Origin of the sequence: Lancefieldella rimae ATCC 49626, from assembly GCF_000174015.1 — a bacterium.
Classification (GTDB): Bacteria; Actinomycetota; Coriobacteriia; order Coriobacteriales; family Atopobiaceae; genus Lancefieldella; species Lancefieldella rimae.
Window position 1 is genome coordinate 129,795 of sequence record NZ_ACFE01000003.1, and the last position, 20,255, is coordinate 150,049.

The window sequence follows — 20,255 nt, forward strand, 5'->3', positions numbered from 1 at the left end:
CATAATGCACGCACATCTTGAACATTGAGAGCAACGAATAATCTTTTTCATTGATTTGCTTTTCCGTTCAGTTTTTCTCAATAAAAAAGCCACCCGGAGGTGGCTTGTAAAAGCTAGTTGGTTGGTGAATTATTTATTCCGCTTGGCGTCTAACTCTTCAATATGTTTACTAAATTCACCATATAATTTATCAACACTTTTGGCGAAGTCTTGGTCGTTGGCATAACGCTCAGAGCTAGCATCATCTATCAAAAGGATATCTTTTCTTTTTCTTAGATCTTTAATACTCTGTACCATTTCTTCACCTCATTTTCTTCTTCTAGACGAATAAAAGCAATTAACTGAGCTCTTTCTATTTCAGTAGTAAATTGCTTAGCTTCTTCAAGCAGAATACTATATCTTTCCTCAAAACCATGCAACTTAATAGGTTCGATATAATACACGGTTCCACCGTGCCCAGATACTAAAGAGCCAGATACACCTTCAGTCATCATTGCAGAATAAATATCAGAAAGCGACGGATAAGAATCACCCGGATGGTTATGTAAAAGAACAATGCCGTTCTTATGTTTCCGAACTATCTTTAATTCATCTTTATTGAAATTTGCCGCTAGCTTAACAAGTTCATGAGAATAAGTATCAGCTACTAAATCTCCTGTTCTAGCATCAAGAGCGACAAGTCTTTCATAAGGTGTTCCATCCAACTCTTGTAGCATACGACCAGTCTGAATATACAACTGCTCTTGTACTGGCTTAGGGACTGGCAACTGTCCAAACTTATCGTGGTACTCCTTCGTATTAACTCTCTTGTAATTAACGCTATAGCGGTTTTTACCACCTTTCTTAGCTTTAACGAAAGCTTCGTTCTCCTCAACTCGAGCTAGTTTTTGCCTTTGGCCAAACTCCTCCTGCTTCTGTTGCCATGCGTCCCAATCGTCAACAGCTGGCGCAATCTGACATCTGCAGTATGGATGGAGTGGCGGGAAGTTCACGCCCACCTGCATATCCTCAAAGCGAAACGTCTTACCTTCGACACCATGGCACTGTTCACATGTCCTGCCATCATGTACAGCCTGTATGGTATAAGAGTCAAAGCCTTCACGCTTCAGCTCTTCAGCTTGTGCCATGCGTGATACGTAGGTTCCCTCGGTATAAACCAAGCGCATGAGCGATGACTGTGGAACGTCCACAAAGCGCTTCTCGAGCGCCTTCGCGATTCGCTGGTACGAATCACCGCGAGCGAATGCCTTCGCCATGTCCTGCGACACGTAAGACGCGAGGGTTTCCGTGTTATCCCAAATGCGCTGAGAGTATGACGTGTTACCCGTCCACACAGTATCAACGAAACGGCGGACCGCGTCAGAGTCCATGTTATAGAACGATTTGCCAAATCCCATCGCTTCAGCCGCCGTGTTTGCACCGCGTAGACTTTGTTTCAACAAATGCTTGTCGACATACCCAGACACTTCAAATGTCACGTTGTAAAAATGCACCCGTGCAGACGCTTGTAAGCCTTCGAGCCTGTTCAGCTTGTAGATACTCTTACGCACATCAACGATAGACTGCATATCTGGATGTACGGCCAAAAACTTATCACAATCTCGGATAAGCAAATCACGATCTACAGGGTCCATCGTCTCCATGAGACGGCGATACGCTATGACGTTGTCTTCTCCGTAGCGCTGATAGTAGCTCGCTATCTCACGCTCAAGCCCTTTCAGTTCGCGTGTATAGACTTGCTCTACGCGCTTAGACAAGGCGTGTTCGTCACGCTCCATGGCAGCATCTGCCATATTCTGCCGACGCTGCCAGTAAGTTGACATCTACACTCCTATGCTTTGATTAGATTACTTTCGTCACTTCTCGCAGGTACTAACTGCGCGGCCTGCTCGGCGCGTTCGTCGGCCATGCGCTGCATTTCAGCCTGCGGCGAATCAACGCACGACAAGACAGACAGTTGCGTCTCCTCGGACGTAATACCGGAGAGGTTGCCCGCAATCTGCGTTTCCTCGAGCAGGTTCGATGGAAGATTACGTGTGAACGTTGCACGGACAGTAGTCCAGGCATCAAGCGAAAGCTTGTTGTTACCTGCATAACCGCAAAGCAACTTCCAGCGCTTAGAAAGCGAACGGCGGAACTTACGCTCTTTCACCATAGCAAGGTTGCTCATGGCCAACAGACGGTACTTAATAGCAATGCCGGAGCTGGTGTTGAAGCTCTCAGAGCTGAGGTCTGACGTCATCGAAAGCGTGAAGATAAGCCGCTCTAGACGGTCTATCAGATGTTCCTGCGTGTTATCTGCGTCAGGCTTCGATAAGAAGTCTATGACAATGTTTTGGCCGTCTCGAGACTTCAAATTGATGATGCGATTGTCTCGCAGATAATTCAGCGTTGCTTCGTCAATCTCTGCGCCGAGAATCTTCAGGTATGCATCAGCGTAGTATTCCACGTCGTTTGCTTTTTCCGAAATTGCCTTATCGTGAGCGTCTATGAGCGACATTACGCCTTCAAAAAGCCCTTGTCTCTCTTCATTGTCGATGTACTCGACCACAGGCACACCTGAAAAGCCGTGTATAACAGGCTCACCAAAGCTTACAGAACCACCAAAATAGGTGAACGGCGTCTCGTAAACATTGTCATAGAGTGTGCCGCGTATAGTGTCTGTCTTATCGTCGTAGCGGTTGTCATCTTTCCAAAAACGTACAGCATAGATGACGTTACTCTCGATGGTATCGTCACGAATAACAAAGCAATTCATCGGATTAACCGTTGCAGAGCGGGCATTAGCAGAAGCGTCACGCCACATCAACTCATAGCCAACGCCGTAGATGTCAGCAAGCTTAGAAAGCTCTGCGTCTAGATCGTCGGAATCATTGGCCGCGCTCCATGCTTCAAGGTATTGTGCGAAAACTTCATCATCTGCAGTAGTGCGAATGGGAACACCGAGAAAATATCCGACCATAGAATCCACGATTTGTTTAGCGTAGTTCGCTACAAGCTTATTGTCAGGCTTATATGCAGCCTTAGCCTTTTGCCTGAGAATGGCGTGTCTGCCTTCATACGCATCACGAAGTGACACGAGACGTGGAACTTGGTTAGCTATGTAATCGGTAAGCATAGCCGCTAGACGCTTACCGTCAAGCGTAACGTCTTCCGGAAGCCTATAACCGCCTGTAGGCTCATACGTGGCCGCATTAGCCGTAGTATCTGCCACTAGATACCTCCTTTGAATAGATGGATGATTGGTGCGCTCTCACGAAGCCTGATAGCACACGCCAGTGAGTCTGGCGCATCGTCGTGCTCTGCTCCCTCGGTAAAATCTATTACTTCGTCCCAGTACTCACGCGATGCTTTGACACTGCTTTGGAGCCTGTGTAGATGCGACCATTGCCCACGTGCAAACGTTGAGATTTTGATGAATTTATTCTCTGTTTCTTGGTAAGTCGATACAGGCAACCTGTAACCTTCAAGCTTGTCGGCAACGTAACCTTTGTCCGCGTTCTTCTCCATGTACACCGTGCCAAGTCTTAGCTCGCGGTGTAGCTCCAAGATGCGTGCCATGCACTTATCGACATGCGTCTCGCGATACAGCTCACCATGAACGTATGGCTCACTATCTCGCCATTGGATGCACGTAATAGCTGTGCCATCCTTGCCGCCATAGGCCGCGTCAACGTGCATCAAGCCGTCATAAAGCAATTCTTTATCGGTAAAGCTCTGACATTCACCCTCAAATACCGCGCCTTCCTCGGCCACATGCCGCAGCTCATAGTTCGCCGCGAAGAGTGAGTGCGTCATCTGCTTCTTAAGCGTCTCGGCTTCTTCCTGCGTAACGAGCCCTGTCTTATCCCAGGGCCAACGCACGGGCTCCGGCATCAACTGGAAGGCATCGTCTTTATGCCACGGTGTTCCTGTGTTGACGATACGCCCGCCGCGATTCTTGACGTTTTGCAGTTCGCGATAAACCTGCTTCGTACGCTCACGCTCTGCTCGCGAGTATCTGTCACGCACCGTCACGATATCATCTGTGCACACAATGTCCCAGTGCTTACCTGTAAGTGACCCCCCAATACCGTACCCCGAGACTTGCGACACACCTGAGACATTACACGCGATATCGCACGATAGCTCCGTAGATGACGCTGTAGTGACTCTCACGGGACGTCCGTAGATGATCTCGGCGATGTATTGCGTCACATCAGCACGCAGCATCTTTTCAACCGCTGAGAAGACCTCTGACACATCAGCTTCACTCTTGCGAAGAAATCCAACGGTCTTATCCGGCTGTGTAAGCATGATCACCCACAAAGCAACTTCAAGACTTGTCGTCTTGTATGAACCACGATGCGCTTGCAGTGTCATATCGTACTTGCCGTATGCGATATCTCGAATCCATCTGTCGTGGAGTCCTTCGCGTAGAAGGTCATAGCCAAGCATATGGGCAAGCCTTACCGGATGTTGTTTGATGAGGTGTGCAAGCGCTCTATCCTTCTCCACTGTCTACCTCGTCGAGCAAACTCTTAAATGCGACGCTAGCTTCCTTAGCGTTGGCGGATACTTCCATCTGTTGTACGGGCTTCTGCCCGGAAGTATCGCGGACGAACTCGGCAGCGCGCACATCTCCGTCGAGTGCCTGCGCCAAAATCTTCAGCGCCATCTTCTGACCGGCACGTAGATTTTTAGCAGCTAAAAGCCCTTCTAGTGTCTTGGCGTCTGAAAGCTTTCCCGCCTTCATTGGCATATTGAGAATCTCCAAGAACGTCTCGCGCATGTCTTTCTTTTCGCGGCGAGCCTTTCCGGAAGCCTTTCCGCCTTTACGGCCGCGCACTCGTGCTTCTTCTGTGCTTGGCGTCTTAAGATTCTTCTTATTTCCACGCGGCATCGACTCGCCTCCTTTGCATACGAAAAAAGCCCCTGCGCATCCGCAAGGGCTTTACCGAGTCATTCTCTGTCAGTCACACCTGACGATACCACAATACCGCTTTTCCTAGTCTTTTCAAGTTCCAAACAGTTCCAACTAGTACCAAACAGTTCCAATTTTCTAAACGCCACTCCATCCATTCACGAGCCGCGCCACTCCTATATCATCTGTCAGCTCGAAAACCTGATTGCGCATCCTAAGACATGAACTGCGCGACATATGCGCGATACGACTCGTCTCACTCCAGCTTTTCCCATCCACAAAATACAGCTGCATCACAAGCGCCGCATCCTGACTGACGGCAAGTCCGATTGTATGACATGCCTTATAACCATCGTCAATCGTCTTCTCAAACTCCCGCACAAGTCGCGCGAGAGCTTCCTCTGCGCTTATTATAGCGGCTGAAATACTCGCTGTCGGGTCAGAAGTCATTCCAACACTTCCAGAGCCATTAGACGCGCTCCTAGGCTCTCTCATAGCGTTTAGCCTGATACGTGCGGAAGAAATTGACAGACTCGCATTCCTTACATCCTCCCACCATTCTTGCGCTGTCATCTCATATCACCGTCTTTACCTGCAAAATCTCGTCTGATTTCCTCAGCTTTGAAGAATATCCCGTATGTCTTTGCGTAGCCTTTGCTGAGATGCTCGTCGATAATTCCCCTGTCATCATCGATAACACTGCATCTCACGAGACAGTCTTCAAACGTCTTCAACATATTCGACATATCAGGCTTTCCTGTGTGCGGCTCGCCGTCTCTGTGCTTCATGCTTTCCGGAAACATCCATCTCACAGTGAGCCTAAGCGGGCTTTGCAGAGTCTCTACGTCTTTCCCAACAGATGCACGTATCCACGAGCACAGCTCGTCTTCTGCATTCTTGAGCCTGTTTGACTTTCTAATGGCGGCTCTGCCTTTCCTTGGTCCTCCACCAATGACATATGCTTCGAGCGCGTTGTGCGTCACCTTCGGAGGATCGATCGGCAGAAACGCGCGAATTACTCTTGCGTCTTTCAACGCGAATCACCTTCTTCATTTTTGTTGATTGTTGCCATCGGGCGGCGGCTTTTAATTACTTATGCTGTGAGGGGGGGCGTATGCTGTAGCTTTGCGCACAAGGATGTGCGCGCATTTATGCGCACATCCGTGCATACGACCTACCTTCACACAGGAGTGATACGACACTACGAGTAGTAGGTAACACCTACGTATATATAAGAGACGCCGCCGCACTTCACCACCTAGCCTATTTTTCGTCTTCCCAGAACTCTTTTTCAACTTCTTTCATGCGGTCAAAATAGACGGTTTTAGTGCTTGTTTTTCCTTTGTAGCCGATGTACTCAACGGACTTTTTACCAAGCGGAGACCACTCTTTAGCGATCCAATCGCGAATAGTGCGGTCTTTTGGCTTCTCGCCGTCATCTCTTGTACCGATATACTCGACCAGATCACCCATTGAGACGTATCCTTCTTCACCGCCGCAACCATTTTCTATTGCTTTGTCAAAAGCGTTCTGTAGAAGCTCTGCGGCTTCCTTTTTGACACGATTACTCTCTTTCTTACGTGTCTCTTTTGCTTTGGAGAACGGATCCGCTCCTTCCGTCTCGAACCTCGACAGCTTCCCTGTTGGATCAAGGTAAAACCTCGGCCACGAGAAGATGACGTTTTTCTCCGGAGGTGTTGGGAAGCTTCGTGTCGTCATTGACACGCGGTACGCCGGAGCGCCGGAAAGATGCGTCTTTCTGAACTCTTCCGGAATCTCAAGTGGTGTGAAGTCGCACATGGAGTCTGCGTCGCGCGCATAAACGCCAGAGCCGCTCATACGGTCCATTGCTTTTTTCTGTCCTGATGTGCCTTTTGGATGATGGTGCGCATAAACTACAGCGCATCCGCACTCCTCTGTGATACGGTCGATGGCATTCGTGAACTCTGCCACCATACGCGAATCGTTATCGTCTCCGCCGTTGACCTTGTAGACCGGGTCAACAATGATCATCACGAATGTACCGGATTCACCATGTTTGAGCACACGCCGGATAAGAAGCGGTGTGAGCTCTTTCATAAGTCGCGCCTTGCCGCGCAGATTCCATGTGTAGAAGTTTTGACGCAGACTGTTAATCTTTTCTGCGTCAGCATGGTCACGACGTGCATTCCAGACGGTATGCAAACGCTGTCTGAACTCGTCTGCTTCAATCTCCAAATTGACGTAGAGTACCTTTCCCTTAGCGCATGGCATGTCAAGCCAGTCTCCGCCGGTACAAACCGCTTCCGCTAAATCGATAAGCGCGTAAGACTTGCCCATCTTGGAATCACCGGTAACGATAAGCTTCTGTCCTTGCCGGAGCAGTCCCGCGTCCTCGGTGCCTATAAGCGGCGCATTGAGCACTACAGGCTCGTCCCAGTCTGAGCAATCCACCTCGTCCGGCAAATCATCTTCAGACTCGTCAATCCATACTTCCCACTCGTCCCAGTCTTTGCAGCCAATGTTGAGCTCTAGGAGTTTCTGGCGGTTTCCTGCGCGCGTAATGCCCGGCATACGTGAGAGACGCGATGGATTTTTATTAGCCGTGTCGGGACTAAATCCATGTGTCGCACAGTATTGGTAAAGCTTCTCTACGCGTTTTCTGTAGAGCGCGTAGTCTGATCCCGCATCAATTCTGACAATAGCATGGACGCTTTTGTGTCCGGAGCTGACGACTGCCGCACACGGTAGTTTCATCGCCTTGATCATGCCGAGTTGCTTCTCTACTTCAAGTGTGTCTGATTCAACCAGTGCGTATCGATACTCGGTGACGTTCTGGTTTCCTCGTCCTTTACCGTCCATGGGATTAAAGCAAATCCATGCTCCGGCGTTCTCGTTCCAGTCTCCCAGCACGGCCCCAATATCATCGTTTTTGCATTTTGATAGTTCCTCGCGGAGCTGCTCGGCGGTTCTGTCCCAGTGTCCGCGCTTAGGCATATACCGACCGTCTTTTTCGTACGTTTCGTTGACGTAGCATACATGGTCGGAATCGTCGAAAAGCGTTTGCAAGTAGTCCGAAAGCTCGCGTGCTGGATGCCACGTGCCACCGTTGATATCGACGTCTTCTTCGTCTACCCAGTCTGGTGTAATGCCGCCTACCATAATTGGCTCGTCCCAGTCAATGGCTCGTACTGGACCCTGTGATGGATACCACCCTCTTTCTCTTGCCATTTGAATAATGGTGCCGGAGGTAATCCTCTCGACACCATTACCAAAACTCTTCCATTTACGTTCGCACTCGCCTTCGTGGTAGCGTGCGCTGTCTTGACGGCTCCACTCGTCCCAGTCCTGCCACGTAAAGCCGGATTCGTGGAGTGCCATTCCGCAATCGACCCACTCTTGATAGCTAAGTCCCGCAGGATCTATCGCATCGAGTGCGTCGAGCAGGTCTCTATGTTGTTCTTTCATTTATTGTGATCACCTTTTCTTAACTCTTAGCTTGTACCGACTCTCATACGCTCGACATGTGAGCGCCTGTAGAATTGGAAACAGCAGTATTTCGTCACCACGGGATTTGCACAGCCATATATCAGGCAGGCCGGGAGCAGGCGCGAGGAAACATCTTGCATGTACGCAGTTTTCACATCTACGCATCTTCTTTCCTCTCGCCCCATGCGCAGAAGCCGTCTAAATTATCCTCTGGGATTACGAATCCAAAGCCATCGCAGATATAGCCACAAAGCGGATTGTAATGCTGGTGGCTGCAATCTCGACATCTCACGATTGGTTCGTCAGTGAGCCAATGCCCGCTGTTGCCGTCGGTACCAACGATGTATTCACCTTCTGTCATCGCTCCTCCTTTTTCTTCTCCTACGTCGCTAGTGCAAGTATTTGATTGTCGATATAGTCCCCTGCCGGTAGAGCGGCTTGCTCTTGCGGCTCCCTCATAAAAAGTATCCAATGCGTCTTAGACGCTTTAGGGCGTCGATTGCCGATAATCGGTTTTGCCGGACAAAGTGCCAATACGTCTTTGAGTGGGATATCACACTCGCACCACTTAAAGACAAGCACGCCATATGGCTTGAGTACTCGCAGACACTCGCGAAAGCCTTTGGCCAAGTCCTCGCGCCATGTATGACTATCAAGGCTGCCGTAGTAGTCGCTTCGCCATCCGCGCTTACCTATAAGATGCGGTGGGTCGAAAATTACCAGGTTAAAGCTTTCGTCCGGGAAAGGTAGCTCCCGGAAGTCAGCCACCATATCGGGACTGACATCAAGCGCACGACCGTCGCACAACGTGAGATGTCTCGGATGCGCGTCGCACTTAAGTACGCGCGCGTCCTGCTTGTCGAAGTAAAAGCTCCGTGGCCCACAGGCCACGTCTAGGGCTGGTGGTAAAGTCATCATCTCACCGCCTGCATAATCTCTTGTACCAGCATGCCTTGAGGATGTAAACACCAGCCGAGAAGCTGAAAAACCATAATCACCAGCACAATTAGCAGAATGACGGCTATAGCAGCAACAAAGGCGGCAGCGAATTGTTTGCTATCACCAGGATCTCCATTGCGGATGCGTGATGAAACAAGAACGACAAAAACGATTAGCGCAACAATTAGCAATATGCCGAACATAACTGTGATATATATCGATTGCATGGCTCTCAACTGCGTATACTGCTCAATGGCTGACGCCGTGATGTCGTAGGCTGTGCCGAGACGCTTTGATAACTCATCAATGACTTTGGTAAGCATTTCGTCACTCATCCTTGCTCACCACCACTCTTGAACCACAGTTGGGACAGTACTTAGTCTCATCAAGATGTGTACCATGTGGTAGCTCATATCCGCACGACTGACACACGATGTATTCCATGCAAAAATCAAGGTCTAGCTCACATGTCGGGTCTATGAGGTTGGCTAGGCGCTCAGCAAGAGCCGAAATGCCAAGCCAGGAATCTTTTTCACCGCCAATGGCGCCGCAAATGTCTGTATACCACGGTGTGTAATCAGGGTGTACGTGCTTACTTGGAGTAAGGTTGCGCAGCCGCTCCGCTACCTTATGACGCTCCTCAGGTGTAGTGTGACCACTCATTGCCTACCTCCCTAAAATCTCGTGGATAAGCATCCCCTGCGGGAAGGTTATCCAGTTGTATGTATCAAAAGCGGAAAAGATAAAAACAGCTATAAAAATTCCAGCGATACCGGCAAGAAAAACGAAAGCGGCGAAAAAGAAACCCTCGTCGCCGTCATGCGATTTATTGCCTATACGAAGTACGATGACTGATAAAACAGTACATAAAATAATCGCTATACCGACCATGACTAAGCAACGCCAAGAATCCACTATCTTCGTCTGTACATACTGAGACATAGATTCTGCTGCGATGCTATAGGCGCCGTCAAAGCGCTTTGCGATCTCGTCTATGATTTTGGTTGTGATTTCATCGGTCATCAGAGTCACCTTTGTCCTCCTTTATCTGCTGCAAGACTGACTTGGTGATAAGTTCTTTCAGCTCGTAGTGAGTTATGCCGCATATTTCAGATGCAACATACTCAAAGCACGCACCTTCTGAGTCTTGCCAGCCGGGGAGCGTTATTACACAATCACTTGTAATGATCTTGCCAGTGCATATACGCATTGCTTCTTCGCGCTCTGTGTTGTCTGGTATTTCTGCAGCAGGATTAAAGACAGTATTTGCGCCTAATGCTTTAATAACTTCTGCTGCATCTGCGAAGCGGTCTTTGTAGCCATCTACCCCGGTTATGGGACCGGATAGAAAAACCGATTTTCCTTGTATTTCGCTAATGAGCTTTACAAGGTCTTTCAGATGAGGATTTTTGCGTACCAAATTGTGCAGCTTGATGGTCTCTTTGTCGCTTAGATCGTCAGCCATTATTTCAATGTTCATTGTTATTCCTTTCAGTTGTTTGGGTCATACGTTGCGGGGTCAATATCGTGCGGGACAATCCAGCGGTTCATGGCCAAGCGGCTCATCATGTGGCTGGCTTGCTCAAACGTCCAAAGCCCCGGATGTTGGAAGCCTTTGCGCTCCAACATGCGCACCTGTTTAGGTGTCGCAAGATGTGCGTCGATGCGTTCACGCGCCTTCGCAAGTACAAGCTCCGCATATCCTTGCGTTATGCCTTCAGGGTCAATACCGAGTTTTTCCAGTTGTTCTGTTTGTTTCTTGGTGATTGGCCGCTCTTCCCACTCAAAAGCTGGCTCGAAGGTCTGTAGATCTAAATCACAAATGCTTACCGCATACTGCAGAGGGTCAACAAACTTCGCTTTGCGCTTACGCATTCGTGCGAGCTCTGCTGCAAGCGCCGCTTCACGCTCAAGCGCAACATCTTGCTCGGCGATTGGCTCGGCTCCCATAAGATCAACCGCGCCTTCTACTTCTTGTGTCATCTCGGTAATGCGCTTAGCTACGTCATCAGATGTTGCGAATAGCGCCGCCGGGCGCACCAGATTGTGCCGTCCGGTCATCCACAGAAAGTCGAGCAAAAGAAGCTTCTCTTTGCCCGTCTCCGGAGATAATCGAGTCCCACGGCCTACCATCTGACAATTACCTACAACAGCAATTTTTCCGTTTCTGCGTGTTACAAGTGTTCCTAGCTCGTTTTCAACACACCAACACGATTCATTAGTATGTTGTTCTTTGGTCCATTGAGCATGCTGTCCCGAGATGGAACCGACTTTTACAAAACCTTGCTTTTTAACGTGAATATGCCAAAGATCGCATTTTCTTACTTCATTGGCCTTTTCTACTGAAACACTTGCACGGTATCCACGCTGTATTGCCATTGCTTGGAATCTTTCGATAAAGGTTTTGTTACCCTTTCCGATATCGTAGGTGAGAGTGTTGCTCTTGTTTCCGTCACCGTGGAAAATTGCTTCGAGCATTACAGCAAACTGGCGCTGTGTCATGTCATAGAGCTTCTCGCTCATATCTTTTGACAACCATGGTTCAAGACGTCCCCATCCGGTTTTGTCTTTATCGGTCGCTCTTGGCTTTCCATGTGAAATAGTCCATATGACGCAATTTCCGTGAGCATTCCAGTGAATATTTGTGCGTTTTCTGACTGAGCGAGTAAACTTAAATCCACATTCTTTGATGCAACGTTCGATTTCCTCGCAATAGCTTTTTTGTTGCTCACCTTGTGTAATGGTTATTTGACCATTTGCCTTATTGATTGAGCCGTCAGTCATAACCCACCCGATGAATGTTAGATCTGCATCTGAAAGTGGAACTCCTGTAAACTTTCCATTTCCACACACCGGAATATAGGCACCATCTCTCATATCAGCAAGATTTTGAGCTTCTTTAATCTTCCATCCTTTGCGGCGCTTGTTGTCATAGATCATGCGGTGGTGATTAGTTATGCGGATATCGGTTGATTGTCCGTTGATTGAGCAGAAAAATTCGTCATCATCAAGTGGTCTACGTACTTTAGCAAGTGCGGGAACAAATCTTGTTTCTTCCGTCTTGGTATTAAAAGCTAGTACTTCTTCTCCAACCTCTACATCATGTTTCCATCCATCACGCGTTAGGACTTCTGTTTGTTCATCTAGGCAATATAGCCCCCTACTCTTGGTTGGTCGAAGACACACGATACAGTCCACTGAGGGACAGTCCCAGCCTTCCGTGAGCAGCATGGAGTTGCAGAGTACCTGATACTTTCCGCGGTTGAAGTCTGAGAGGATCTCCTCTCTGTCTTCGCTTTGTCCGTCCACTTCGCAGACGATAAGGCCGCGCTCATTGAGCTTCTCGGCAAACGCCTTTGCGGTCCTCACAAGCGGTAGAAACACCACGGTGCGTCTGTCTTGGCAGCGCGTAACCATGGCGTCCGCGATAGCGTCAAGATATGGTTCTAGAGCGTCTCCAAGCTGTCCCGCTTGGTAGTCTCCGTGCGTTACTGACACGCTCGATACGTCCAGCTCAAGCGGTACCATCTCGGCTTCTATCGGGCAAAGATATCCGTCCTTGATGGCTTGTGCGATGCCATACTCAAAAGCGATGGAATCGTACACTTCTCCGAGGTCTTTCTTGTCTGCCCTGTCGGCGGTCGCGGTAACCCCTAGTACTCGCGCGCCCTTGAAGTGATCGAGGATGCGGATGTAGCCTTCCGCTAGCGTGTGATGTGCTTCGTCTACGATGATCGCGTCGAATCTGTTCGGTGCGAAGGCGTTAAGTCTGTCTTGTCGCATGAGAGTCTGCACTGAACCGACCGTGACACGCGCCCATGAATTGAGCGATGTGCTTTCAGCTTTTTCAAGTGCGGACTCTAGGCCGGATGTGCGTTGAATCTTGTCTGCTGCTTGCTCCAAGAGCTCGCCGCGGTGCGCAAGAATAAGAGAGCGGCCACCTGTTGCAGCCACTCTCTTTACAATCTCAGCAAAGCAGATAGTTTTACCGCATCCTGTTGCCATAGAAAGAAGAGTCCGGCGATTACCGGACTCCCATTCGCGAAATACAGACTCTACCGCTTCGACCTGATATGGTCTTAGCTCCATGATTACAACGCTCCATACTTACTCGCGCCTGTAGCTGGTGCTAGTGCTGGTACTGGCGCAGGAACTGATGGAGCGGTGACATACGCCGGAACAGTTGCAGTAGTTGCAGTAGTGGCCGAATTGTCGTAAAGGAACTTCTCGACCTCGTTGTACTGCTTGTTGTTGTATTCACGATTTTTGATAAGCGCCCTTCCCTGAGCACCAATGACACGCGACCACGGCATAGCATAATTAACGCCTTCCGGCATGTCCGCCGCAATCAATCGGCAGCTCTTAAAGAAATGTGTCAGCTTCCACTTTTGATTAGATACAAGGAACAGATTCACAAAGACGGTAGTCTCCTGAATGCCATTCGAGCATTTAAGCGCCAGCTTTGCGACTGAACACGCCGGAAGCTTTGAGCTACCGTCATAATGCCCCCGCTCGAAACTTGTGACGGTGAAGTTATACTCCCCTGGTTCGAGCAGAACAAACTCCGGCTCCTTCTCGACGGTGATCTCTTCGTCCCATCCGATAGCGCGTACTTCTTCTGCCATGATTTTTTCTCCTTTTTTCTATGGCTGGATTACTTAAACGGCACAGGGATTGACTTCGCCTGTGCGACCTCACGATTGGACTTGATGCGATTTAAGAATGTCGGCCATCCTGCCACGAGGTAATCGACAAAGCCTTGTTCGTAGTCTGCTACTGCGCAATCTTCCGGGTAGTTCCCAGTCTGTCCGACATTAAAGCGCAGCTCTTCGTCTGTCACATGATCGATTGCCATAAGGTCAACAAGATTGCTGAAGCTTGCCGGGTAGTTTGGACGCACATACGCCGGTGCTGTAGTAGTGGTGGTGGTAGGTGTCGTGGCTGGCTGTGATGGCGTTTCTGCGGCTTTCTTAGGTGCTGCGGTAGTAGTAACCGGAGCAGGTTTTACGGCATCGCTCACGCTCTCCTGTGGCTTTGCGTCTGCCATCATATCGGGGATAGCTGCCGCAAGCTCTTTCGGCATCTTGCCAAGCTCCAAGGGCAGCTCTTCGGGCAGTCCAAAGCGGTTCTTTGCGTCCCATGTGGTCGCGTGCGTCGTGCGGATAATACGACGTCCACCGGTAGCCTTAGCCTTGCCACTCTTCGTCGTCTCGACGTAGGTCTTGTAGTCACAAAAAAGGACCATATCCGCCCACTCTTTGATCATTGGCGAGACTTTTTTCGTCAACTTCAGTTCGAATCGGTCATAGGCTCCTGATTCGTCGGGACGCTCAAATTTCCGGAGATCAGAATGTCCGACCAGAACAACGTTTCGTCCGTGCTCGACAATCTCCGAGCAGAGGTCAAGCAATTTGCCGTATTCCTCTTGAAGGATGGTATAACCTTTCCCGTAACCCCATTCTTCGATACTTTTCTTACCGTCGCGTGCCATGATGTGCGCCGCACACATGCGCTCTGCTGCATCTGCAGTATCGATGACAACAGACGAGCAATTCACGCCACCATCGCGTACTTCGCGCAGCTCGTCTAAGAGCATCGACCAAGATGTAGGGCGCGGAAGACGTGCAACGGGGAGCTGCTTTGTACCAGCTTCGATATCAATGTAAACAGGACTTGGCCACATCGCGGCAAGGGTGGATTTGCCGATACCTTCAGGGCCATAAATAAGCGTTTTGATTGCGGTCTTTTGCACGCCGCAAATAAGATCGTATTTACTCATATTAGAGTTCCTTCCATGTATGCGTGGTGGTGGCAGTTGCCTTCTTGGTAGCCTTCTTGGCAGGCTTAGACGCTTCTTCTGCGCCATCCCATCCGATGGCTTTTGGCGTCTTTGGAGCTGGCTCTGCGAGGTCTTGGCCCTCAATGCGGCCGTCCACAATAATCACGGTGCATGAGTCATCTGTGGCCACGCGAGTACCGATGATCTGCAGTCCCTCGCCCTTCGCCCACTCGCCGAACTTCTTAAGCTCGTCGGTGTCGAACTGCTCAAGCTTATCGACCAACACAAAGCCACACTCTGGCTTAGTAGCGCGCACAATAGCCGTAGCAACGACCAACTGCTCTGCTCCGCTCATATCTCCCCACGTGTGGTCTTTGTAGGTAAGCGCTCCGTCGTCATCAATGGATAGCTCCGGCAATGGTAGCGGTGCACCATCGAGCAGAGACCGGCACTCATTGCGCAGATCATCGAGCTTTGCGGTAAGCGCGTCGTATTCAGCTTCGGCTTGCGTAGCCGCATCTACTGCTTCTGCTTTCGCCTGATTGCCACGAACCCGCTCGTTAATCGTCTCGATGTTTGCAATGGACGCTTCAATTTCCTCGGTGCTCTCAAGCTCGATTTCTGCCGTGCTTTTCTCGAGTACTTCTGCGTCATGATGTGCCTGTATCGCATCTAGACGTAGGTTATTTGCCTTCGCTTCGGCTTCTTTCAGTTGTCGCTTTAACTCGTCCACACGCTCAACTGCAGTCTTCGCGGCTTCGTCGGCGAGCGTTGCTTTGCGCGCAGTCTCTTCGGCGTTCTGCTTAGCCTTAAGCTTCTCGCCATTGCGTGTAAGAATCGCTTGTTGCTCCTGTATAAGCTCTGACGCGCTTACCGGCTCTTCCGGAGCATCGTCGTAGTGTGGGAGCTTTTCCGCATGTGCACGCTTAGACTTAGCGTCGCGACCTACCAACTGACGATCTTGGAAGGTTGCACGAATAGATCCGTCAATCTTTGCGAGTTCCGCGTCGATGCCAAGCGTCTGCAGAAGCGCGGTTGCTTTGTCGGCGTCCGAGCCGTTCATGAAGCGCGGAATATTGAGTGCCAACTGACTGACAAAATCGTTTAGAAGTTGCTGTCCTGCTTTCTTGCCCATGGTGTCGGTGACATGGAGCGAGCCGTTCTTGCCTTTGCGCTCAACTACAACCCCGTTATCAAGCTCAATGTGGAGCTTTGCGGGTGTTGCTCCGCCTTTGCGATTGGGGTCATCCGGCTTTAGCTTGTCGCCGCCGAGCGCCCATGCAATAGCATCGAGTACGCTCGTTTTGCCTTGGGCGTTCTTGCCGCCAATGACAGTCAAGCCGTCTTTTGTCGGCTCAAGCTCGACGGCACGTATGCGCTTAACGTTTTCCAACTCAAGCGATGATATCTTTACAGACATTTAATCCCTCCAGCAGTAGGCACCGGCAAGCACTAAGCCACAAAGAGCAGCGAAGGCATAGACACCGAACGCGTCGTATATAAAAAGAAAGAAAGCGGGAAGTACTCCCGTTAGTGCAAGTACAGCAAGAAGAAGGGCGCACCCCTCTTTTATGTGCTGTAAAATAGGTTTGTCATCGGCTGGTGGCTCGTATGACACGCTCTTGTGGTGTTTGCCCACTGCAAGAGCATTTTTAGTGGTTGTCATGATCTCCTACTCTTTCGTAATCAGGTACAAAACACCGAGTGTCGCGATACATGTACCGGCAACAATGGCTCCAAGCGGCCATCCATACGCACCGCCCACGCCAATAGAAACAGCCGCAATACCGATATAGATATAGGCTGCTGCCAACTTACTTGACTTCTCGTCCATCTATCCCACCATCTCCTTCATCCACTTAAAGAGGTCTGTGCGCCTGACACGCCGACCGCGTACATATCCGTGCGGCATAAGCGACGGAAGCTCTGCACGCCTGATGGCAGTGCGGATTACTTTCTGCGAGAATCCGGAGATCGCCGACGCTTCGGAAATTGAAAGCGTTAGTGGCCCATCCGGAGCCGCAAAGTTCGAGTTCTGCATACGTGCTCCTTTCTCTAGTTACTTCCGATAAATCAGTGCAGTTCTTTCTATGAGGGCTGCCAACGTGACAGATAGAGGACACTGCCGGCTCCCCCGGTTTGTGCCGTCGTATCTGGTATTCAGCTTTCAAGGTACGAGTAGTGCTTGGTAGTGCTTAGTGCTTTACTGGCTCGCCGAGAACGTCGGTAATTGAGCAACCGATTGCAGAGCAAATGGCAAGTAGGGTTGTAACGGCGGTGTTCGGATTTTCTCCGCGCTCAATACGAAAAATCGTGTCTTGCGTTACTCCGCTTTCATACGAGATTTCACGTACCGTCTTGCCGCTTGCCTTTCTCAGCTCTCGTAGCTTCTGACCATTCATGTTTTCACCTCCTTTGTATTACCCAATTGGGTAACTGTGTAAGTTTATACACCCGTTTGGGTAATTATGCAACAACATATTGTAAAAATTTTCTATTTTGGGTAAATTATGAAAACATCGATTACCAGAGGGGGTAATAGTGACCATTGAAGAATGTCTTCGTCAATTTATGATTGATGATTATGGAAGTGTTAAAAAGTTTGCTGAATGCGCTGGTCTTCCGCCAACTACGGTATATAACGTTCTGACTCGTGGAGTCAGTGGCTCTGGATTTGAGATAGTCCAAAAGATATACAACACACTCGGCCTTCATTACACAGTCAGAGGATTTGAAACAGACTATGACTACGAAGATTTGCGAGCGAAACGTGATGAATATCTCAATAAAAGAAATGGCGGATTCGTCGAAGTCCCCCTCCTTGGCCGTATAGCAGCTGGCGTTCCTATAAAAATGGATCTAGTCGAGACTACTGTTCTTTGTCCGGCTGAAATCCGCCGCCGTCATCCTAATGCGTTCTTCTTGACTGTTGATGGCGAGAGCATGAACAACGTCTTACCAAATGGATGCTATGCGCTAGTAGATCCGGAGAAGAAGTCTCCCGTTGTGGATGGAACAGCGTACGCGGTCTGCGTGAATGGTTATGACGCGACCATCAAGCGTATTAAGCAACTGGAAAACGGCGTAGAGCTTATCCCAGACTCTAAAGACCCCACCTTCCATGCTCAGGTCTACGATAAGACGGTAGAAGGCACAGAAAGTATTACCATCATCGGTGAAGTGGTGTGGTACTCCATACCATTTGATTTCAAAATCTAAGAGAAAGGGAAGAAATGAAGTATCAGAAGTTTGTCATGGTCGGCGCGGGACTAGCACTCTCGCTGGCTCTCACGGCTTGCGGTGGTACGCCACAGCAGAGCACGCAAGGCACAACGCAGACAGAGACGAAGCAGGAACAGCAAGCGCCTGCCAAGAAAGACTTTGACGGCTCAAAGCAAGCAGAAGTCGGAGAAGGCTCTGTCATGCTCACTACCGCAGCCGGCACTACAGAGAATGGCAATGTGCCAAAGCTAACAATCTCGAAAGATACTCAGCTGACACAGATTGAGGTCGATACAAAGGACCTCGACCGTTCCGCTGTAACGCATATCTATGTTGACGGAATCGAGAATACAAAAGGCAATATGGGAGATTCTCAGAAGTCTATCGACCTTTCAGGCGATGCACTGAAGGCTGGCGACCACACTGTTGAGGTAGTCCAGTTTAAGGGCGACGATACATCCGGAGAAGTAGTCTTCTACCGCAAAGTTAGCTACCAGGTCGCGAATTAAGCAACAAAAAAGCTCCCTCACATCCGCCAAGACGACAAGGGAGCCAGCCACCACCGAAGGAGGCATGAAACAATTATGCCACGAAAACCAATGCGCAGTAACTGGGGTAGCGTAACTGAAATCGAAAAAAACAAGCGCTACCGTATCCGGTATTGGTCGGAAACAAAAGACGGTTATAAGCGTGCGTCTGAGACGGTGCGCGGTACTAAGCGCCAAGCATACGACAGACTGGCCGCGCTCAGGCTCAACCACTCAGAAGACGCACCGGCGCCCACGCTTGGCCAAGTATGGGGTATGTGGGTGCTTCCACGCCTAGAGAAACGATGCGCCGACCATGAAATCTCATACTCGACGTATGCCAATTACACACGCACGTGGCGCCTTGTGTTCGTTAGCCGTGGATGGTCATCGCTTCCAGTCGATACCGTTCGTCCAATGACTGTACAGGGTTGGTATGACGAAATAACCAAATCACAGGCTCACTTCGTCAGAATTATACTGGGCGCAATTTACGCAGAGTGTGAGCTCCGCGATGTCTGTTCTGCAGATGTTGCTCGAAGACACTACCACATGCCTAAAGCAGGGACCACGCGTGATGCTGGAATTTGGACGCTTGAAGAGTTGCGTCAGATCTATGCAACTTTACGCGGAACATACCTTGAAGCTTGGTTTATTTTGGCCGCATTTGGTGGACCTCGTATCGGGGAAGCTCTAGCGGTTCGTAACTCAGAAATTGAACTCGTTGAGTTTGACGAAGTGCCTGTGGCGGTCGTACCTATTACAAAGCAATGGACGCAAACTGATGAGATTGTGAATACATTAAAGACGAAGCAAAGCATCCATCCGGCTGTTGTCCCGGGACCTCTTGGAGCGCGTCTTTATGAGCTCGCACAGGCGTCTGAAGATGAATGGATACTGCAAGGACCAAAAGGTATGCCAATGACGCAGAGAAGACTTCTTCGTGTGTGGAAGATGGTTTGTCGCGATGCTGGTGTTAAGCATCATCCAAAGGGAAAGCTGCGTAATTCGTGGCAAACGTTCACCCACTGGGAGCTAGGCATTGAGCGTGAGAAGATAGAGCGCATGATGGGTCATAAAGGTTCAAGCGTCACAGAGATCCACTACGATAAGCCGGAAGCAGAAATGCTCGCGAAGGCTGCCGCAGAAGCCTATAAGCTACATTCATATGCTGATAATTGGGACGAATTGGGACTCGAATAGTAGCTATATAGCCGTTTACCTGCTTCTATTGTGTAATAAAATACACTAAAAAATATAGAACAGCCGTAAATGTAAGATTCAATGAGCACAAAAAATTCTGCACTGTTCTTATGGACTTATAAACTTGATATTATACGAATACCGTTTTGATAAGGTGATATTCTGACTGATAAAAGATAAGAAATTCAATCTGAATCTTGGAATATATTGCCTA

Annotated in this window: 25 protein-coding genes; 3 read left to right on the forward strand and 22 right to left on the reverse strand. The window is 49.5% G+C overall.

What is annotated here, in order from left to right:
• Positions 1–129: 129 nt before the first annotated feature.
• From ATORI0001_RS07880 to ATORI0001_RS05710, 22 genes are all read right to left on the reverse strand, one after another.
• Positions 130–297: a hypothetical protein gene (locus ATORI0001_RS07880; RefSeq protein ID WP_003149911.1), complete on the reverse strand. Its 168-nt coding sequence runs from the start codon at positions 295–297 to the stop codon at positions 130–132.
• The gene (locus ATORI0001_RS05610) at positions 273–1,823 is read right to left on the reverse strand and encodes a minor capsid protein (protein ID WP_003149754.1); all 1,551 of its coding nucleotides are present in this window, start codon (positions 1,821–1,823) and stop codon (positions 273–275) included. Before ATORI0001_RS05610 ends, ATORI0001_RS07880 begins: the two co-directional genes overlap by 25 nt.
• Positions 1,824–1,831: 8 nt before the next feature.
• Positions 1,832–3,214, reverse strand: a complete 1,383-nt coding sequence (locus ATORI0001_RS05615) for a phage portal protein (RefSeq protein ID WP_003149929.1) — start codon at positions 3,212–3,214, stop codon at positions 1,832–1,834.
• Positions 3,214–4,497, reverse strand: a complete 1,284-nt coding sequence (locus ATORI0001_RS05620; protein ID WP_003149795.1) for a hypothetical protein — start codon at positions 4,495–4,497, stop codon at positions 3,214–3,216. The genes ATORI0001_RS05615 and ATORI0001_RS05620 overlap by 1 nt, the downstream gene beginning before the upstream one ends.
• Positions 4,484–4,882, reverse strand: coding sequence for a hypothetical protein (locus ATORI0001_RS05625; protein WP_003149901.1), 399 nt, complete (start codon positions 4,880–4,882; stop codon positions 4,484–4,486). Before ATORI0001_RS05625 ends, ATORI0001_RS05620 begins: the two co-directional genes overlap by 14 nt.
• Before the next feature lie 159 nt (positions 4,883–5,041).
• Positions 5,042–5,353: a hypothetical protein gene (locus tag ATORI0001_RS05630; protein WP_003149782.1), complete on the reverse strand. Its 312-nt coding sequence runs from the start codon at positions 5,351–5,353 to the stop codon at positions 5,042–5,044.
• A 119-nt stretch (positions 5,354–5,472) separates the two neighbouring features.
• Positions 5,473–5,937: a RusA family crossover junction endodeoxyribonuclease gene (locus tag ATORI0001_RS07670; RefSeq protein WP_050768529.1), complete on the reverse strand. Its 465-nt coding sequence runs from the start codon at positions 5,935–5,937 to the stop codon at positions 5,473–5,475.
• Positions 5,938–6,166: 229 nt separating this feature from the next.
• Positions 6,167–8,350: an AAA family ATPase gene (locus tag ATORI0001_RS05640; RefSeq protein ID WP_003150006.1), complete on the reverse strand. Its 2,184-nt coding sequence runs from the start codon at positions 8,348–8,350 to the stop codon at positions 6,167–6,169.
• A gap of 178 nt (positions 8,351–8,528) precedes the next feature.
• Positions 8,529–8,732 carry a hypothetical protein gene (locus ATORI0001_RS05645; RefSeq protein WP_040324594.1) on the reverse strand — a complete coding sequence of 68 codons (204 nt, stop codon included), beginning with the start codon at positions 8,730–8,732 and terminating at the stop codon, positions 8,529–8,531.
• 20 nt (positions 8,733–8,752) lie between these two features.
• Positions 8,753–9,286, reverse strand: coding sequence for a class I SAM-dependent methyltransferase (locus ATORI0001_RS05650; RefSeq protein WP_050768533.1), 534 nt, complete (start codon positions 9,284–9,286; stop codon positions 8,753–8,755).
• Positions 9,286–9,645: a hypothetical protein gene (locus ATORI0001_RS05655; protein WP_155811565.1), complete on the reverse strand. Its 360-nt coding sequence runs from the start codon at positions 9,643–9,645 to the stop codon at positions 9,286–9,288. The genes ATORI0001_RS05650 and ATORI0001_RS05655 overlap by 1 nt, the downstream gene beginning before the upstream one ends.
• Positions 9,638–9,973: a TFIIB-type zinc ribbon-containing protein gene (locus tag ATORI0001_RS05660; protein WP_003149746.1), complete on the reverse strand. Its 336-nt coding sequence runs from the start codon at positions 9,971–9,973 to the stop codon at positions 9,638–9,640. Before ATORI0001_RS05660 ends, ATORI0001_RS05655 begins: the two co-directional genes overlap by 8 nt.
• A gap of 3 nt (positions 9,974–9,976) precedes the next feature.
• Positions 9,977–10,333 carry a hypothetical protein gene (locus ATORI0001_RS05665; protein WP_003150095.1) on the reverse strand — a complete coding sequence of 119 codons (357 nt, stop codon included), beginning with the start codon at positions 10,331–10,333 and terminating at the stop codon, positions 9,977–9,979.
• Positions 10,323–10,790, reverse strand: coding sequence for a DUF4406 domain-containing protein (locus ATORI0001_RS07675; RefSeq protein WP_003150002.1), 468 nt, complete (start codon positions 10,788–10,790; stop codon positions 10,323–10,325). The genes ATORI0001_RS05665 and ATORI0001_RS07675 overlap by 11 nt, the downstream gene beginning before the upstream one ends.
• Before the next feature lie 11 nt (positions 10,791–10,801).
• Positions 10,802–13,399: a DEAD/DEAH box helicase gene (locus ATORI0001_RS07680; protein ID WP_003150072.1), complete on the reverse strand. Its 2,598-nt coding sequence runs from the start codon at positions 13,397–13,399 to the stop codon at positions 10,802–10,804.
• Between the two features lie 2 nt (positions 13,400–13,401).
• Positions 13,402–13,935 (reverse strand): hypothetical protein, encoded by a 534-nt coding sequence (locus ATORI0001_RS05685; protein WP_003149859.1) that lies wholly within the window; start codon positions 13,933–13,935, stop codon positions 13,402–13,404.
• A gap of 29 nt (positions 13,936–13,964) precedes the next feature.
• The gene (locus tag ATORI0001_RS05690; protein ID WP_003150058.1) at positions 13,965–15,089 is read right to left on the reverse strand and encodes an ATP-binding protein; all 1,125 of its coding nucleotides are present in this window, start codon (positions 15,087–15,089) and stop codon (positions 13,965–13,967) included.
• Between the two features lies 1 nt (position 15,090).
• Positions 15,091–16,509: an AAA family ATPase gene (locus tag ATORI0001_RS05695; RefSeq protein WP_003149953.1), complete on the reverse strand. Its 1,419-nt coding sequence runs from the start codon at positions 16,507–16,509 to the stop codon at positions 15,091–15,093.
• Positions 16,510–16,755 carry a hypothetical protein gene (locus tag ATORI0001_RS07995; RefSeq protein ID WP_003149747.1) on the reverse strand — a complete coding sequence of 82 codons (246 nt, stop codon included), beginning with the start codon at positions 16,753–16,755 and terminating at the stop codon, positions 16,510–16,512.
• Positions 16,756–16,761: 6 nt separating this feature from the next.
• Positions 16,762–16,923 carry a hypothetical protein gene (locus ATORI0001_RS07885; RefSeq protein WP_003149885.1) on the reverse strand — a complete coding sequence of 54 codons (162 nt, stop codon included), beginning with the start codon at positions 16,921–16,923 and terminating at the stop codon, positions 16,762–16,764.
• Positions 16,924–17,130: a helix-turn-helix domain-containing protein gene (locus ATORI0001_RS05705; RefSeq protein ID WP_003149816.1), complete on the reverse strand. Its 207-nt coding sequence runs from the start codon at positions 17,128–17,130 to the stop codon at positions 16,924–16,926.
• 154 nt (positions 17,131–17,284) lie between these two features.
• Positions 17,285–17,491, reverse strand: a complete 207-nt coding sequence (locus tag ATORI0001_RS05710) for a helix-turn-helix domain-containing protein (RefSeq protein WP_003149987.1) — start codon at positions 17,489–17,491, stop codon at positions 17,285–17,287.
• 139 nt (positions 17,492–17,630) lie between these two features.
• On the opposite strand from ATORI0001_RS05710, the gene ATORI0001_RS07685 reads away from it, so the two are divergent.
• The 3 genes from ATORI0001_RS07685 to ATORI0001_RS05725 all read left to right on the forward strand — a co-directional run bounded on the left by ATORI0001_RS07685 (position 17,631) and on the right by ATORI0001_RS05725 (position 20,041).
• Complete coding sequence (locus ATORI0001_RS07685) at positions 17,631–18,308, forward strand: LexA family protein (RefSeq protein ID WP_003149752.1); 678 nt, start codon at positions 17,631–17,633, stop codon at positions 18,306–18,308.
• Between the two features lie 14 nt (positions 18,309–18,322).
• Positions 18,323–18,820, forward strand: coding sequence for a DUF1533 domain-containing protein (locus ATORI0001_RS05720; RefSeq protein ID WP_003149880.1), 498 nt, complete (start codon positions 18,323–18,325; stop codon positions 18,818–18,820).
• A gap of 75 nt (positions 18,821–18,895) precedes the next feature.
• Positions 18,896–20,041, forward strand: a complete 1,146-nt coding sequence (locus tag ATORI0001_RS05725; protein WP_003149882.1) for a tyrosine-type recombinase/integrase — start codon at positions 18,896–18,898, stop codon at positions 20,039–20,041.
• Positions 20,042–20,255: the final 214 nt, after the last annotated feature.

Excerpts from the sequence above, each read along its gene's own strand:
- ATORI0001_RS07885 (WP_003149885.1), bottom strand. The coding sequence starts at position 16,923 with ATGGACGAGAAGTCAAGTAAGTTGGCAGCAGCCTATATCTATATCGGT.
- ATORI0001_RS05645 (WP_040324594.1), bottom strand. The coding sequence starts at position 8,732 with ATGACAGAAGGTGAATACATCGTTGGTACCGACGGCAACAGCGGGCAT.
- ATORI0001_RS05725 (WP_003149882.1), top strand. The coding sequence starts at position 18,896 with ATGCCACGAAAACCAATGCGCAGTAACTGGGGTAGCGTAACTGAAATC.
- ATORI0001_RS05720 (WP_003149880.1), top strand. The coding sequence starts at position 18,323 with ATGAAGTATCAGAAGTTTGTCATGGTCGGCGCGGGACTAGCACTCTCG.
- ATORI0001_RS05710 (WP_003149987.1), bottom strand. The coding sequence starts at position 17,491 with ATGAATGGTCAGAAGCTACGAGAGCTGAGAAAGGCAAGCGGCAAGACG.
- ATORI0001_RS07995 (WP_003149747.1), bottom strand. The coding sequence starts at position 16,755 with ATGACAACCACTAAAAATGCTCTTGCAGTGGGCAAACACCACAAGAGC.
- ATORI0001_RS05610 (WP_003149754.1), bottom strand. The coding sequence starts at position 1,823 with ATGTCAACTTACTGGCAGCGTCGGCAGAATATGGCAGATGCTGCCATG.
- ATORI0001_RS05665 (WP_003150095.1), bottom strand. The coding sequence starts at position 10,333 with ATGACCGATGAAATCACAACCAAAATCATAGACGAGATCGCAAAGCGC.
- ATORI0001_RS05685 (WP_003149859.1), bottom strand. The coding sequence starts at position 13,935 with ATGGCAGAAGAAGTACGCGCTATCGGATGGGACGAAGAGATCACCGTC.
- ATORI0001_RS05695 (WP_003149953.1), bottom strand. The coding sequence starts at position 16,509 with ATGTCTGTAAAGATATCATCGCTTGAGTTGGAAAACGTTAAGCGCATA.
- ATORI0001_RS05655 (WP_155811565.1), bottom strand. The coding sequence starts at position 9,645 with ATGAGTGACGAAATGCTTACCAAAGTCATTGATGAGTTATCAAAGCGT.
- ATORI0001_RS05630 (WP_003149782.1), bottom strand. The coding sequence starts at position 5,353 with ATGACTTCTGACCCGACAGCGAGTATTTCAGCCGCTATAATAAGCGCA.
- ATORI0001_RS05625 (WP_003149901.1), bottom strand. The coding sequence starts at position 4,882 with ATGCCGCGTGGAAATAAGAAGAATCTTAAGACGCCAAGCACAGAAGAA.
- ATORI0001_RS07880 (WP_003149911.1), bottom strand. The coding sequence starts at position 297 with ATGGTACAGAGTATTAAAGATCTAAGAAAAAGAAAAGATATCCTTTTG.
- ATORI0001_RS05705 (WP_003149816.1), bottom strand. The coding sequence starts at position 17,130 with ATGCAGAACTCGAACTTTGCGGCTCCGGATGGGCCACTAACGCTTTCA.
- ATORI0001_RS07675 (WP_003150002.1), bottom strand. The coding sequence starts at position 10,790 with ATGAACATTGAAATAATGGCTGACGATCTAAGCGACAAAGAGACCATC.
- ATORI0001_RS05690 (WP_003150058.1), bottom strand. The coding sequence starts at position 15,089 with ATGAGTAAATACGATCTTATTTGCGGCGTGCAAAAGACCGCAATCAAA.
- ATORI0001_RS07680 (WP_003150072.1), bottom strand. The coding sequence starts at position 13,399 with ATGGAGCTAAGACCATATCAGGTCGAAGCGGTAGAGTCTGTATTTCGC.
- ATORI0001_RS05640 (WP_003150006.1), bottom strand. The coding sequence starts at position 8,350 with ATGAAAGAACAACATAGAGACCTGCTCGACGCACTCGATGCGATAGAT.
- ATORI0001_RS05660 (WP_003149746.1), bottom strand. The coding sequence starts at position 9,973 with ATGAGTGGTCACACTACACCTGAGGAGCGTCATAAGGTAGCGGAGCGG.
- ATORI0001_RS05650 (WP_050768533.1), bottom strand. The coding sequence starts at position 9,286 with ATGACTTTACCACCAGCCCTAGACGTGGCCTGTGGGCCACGGAGCTTT.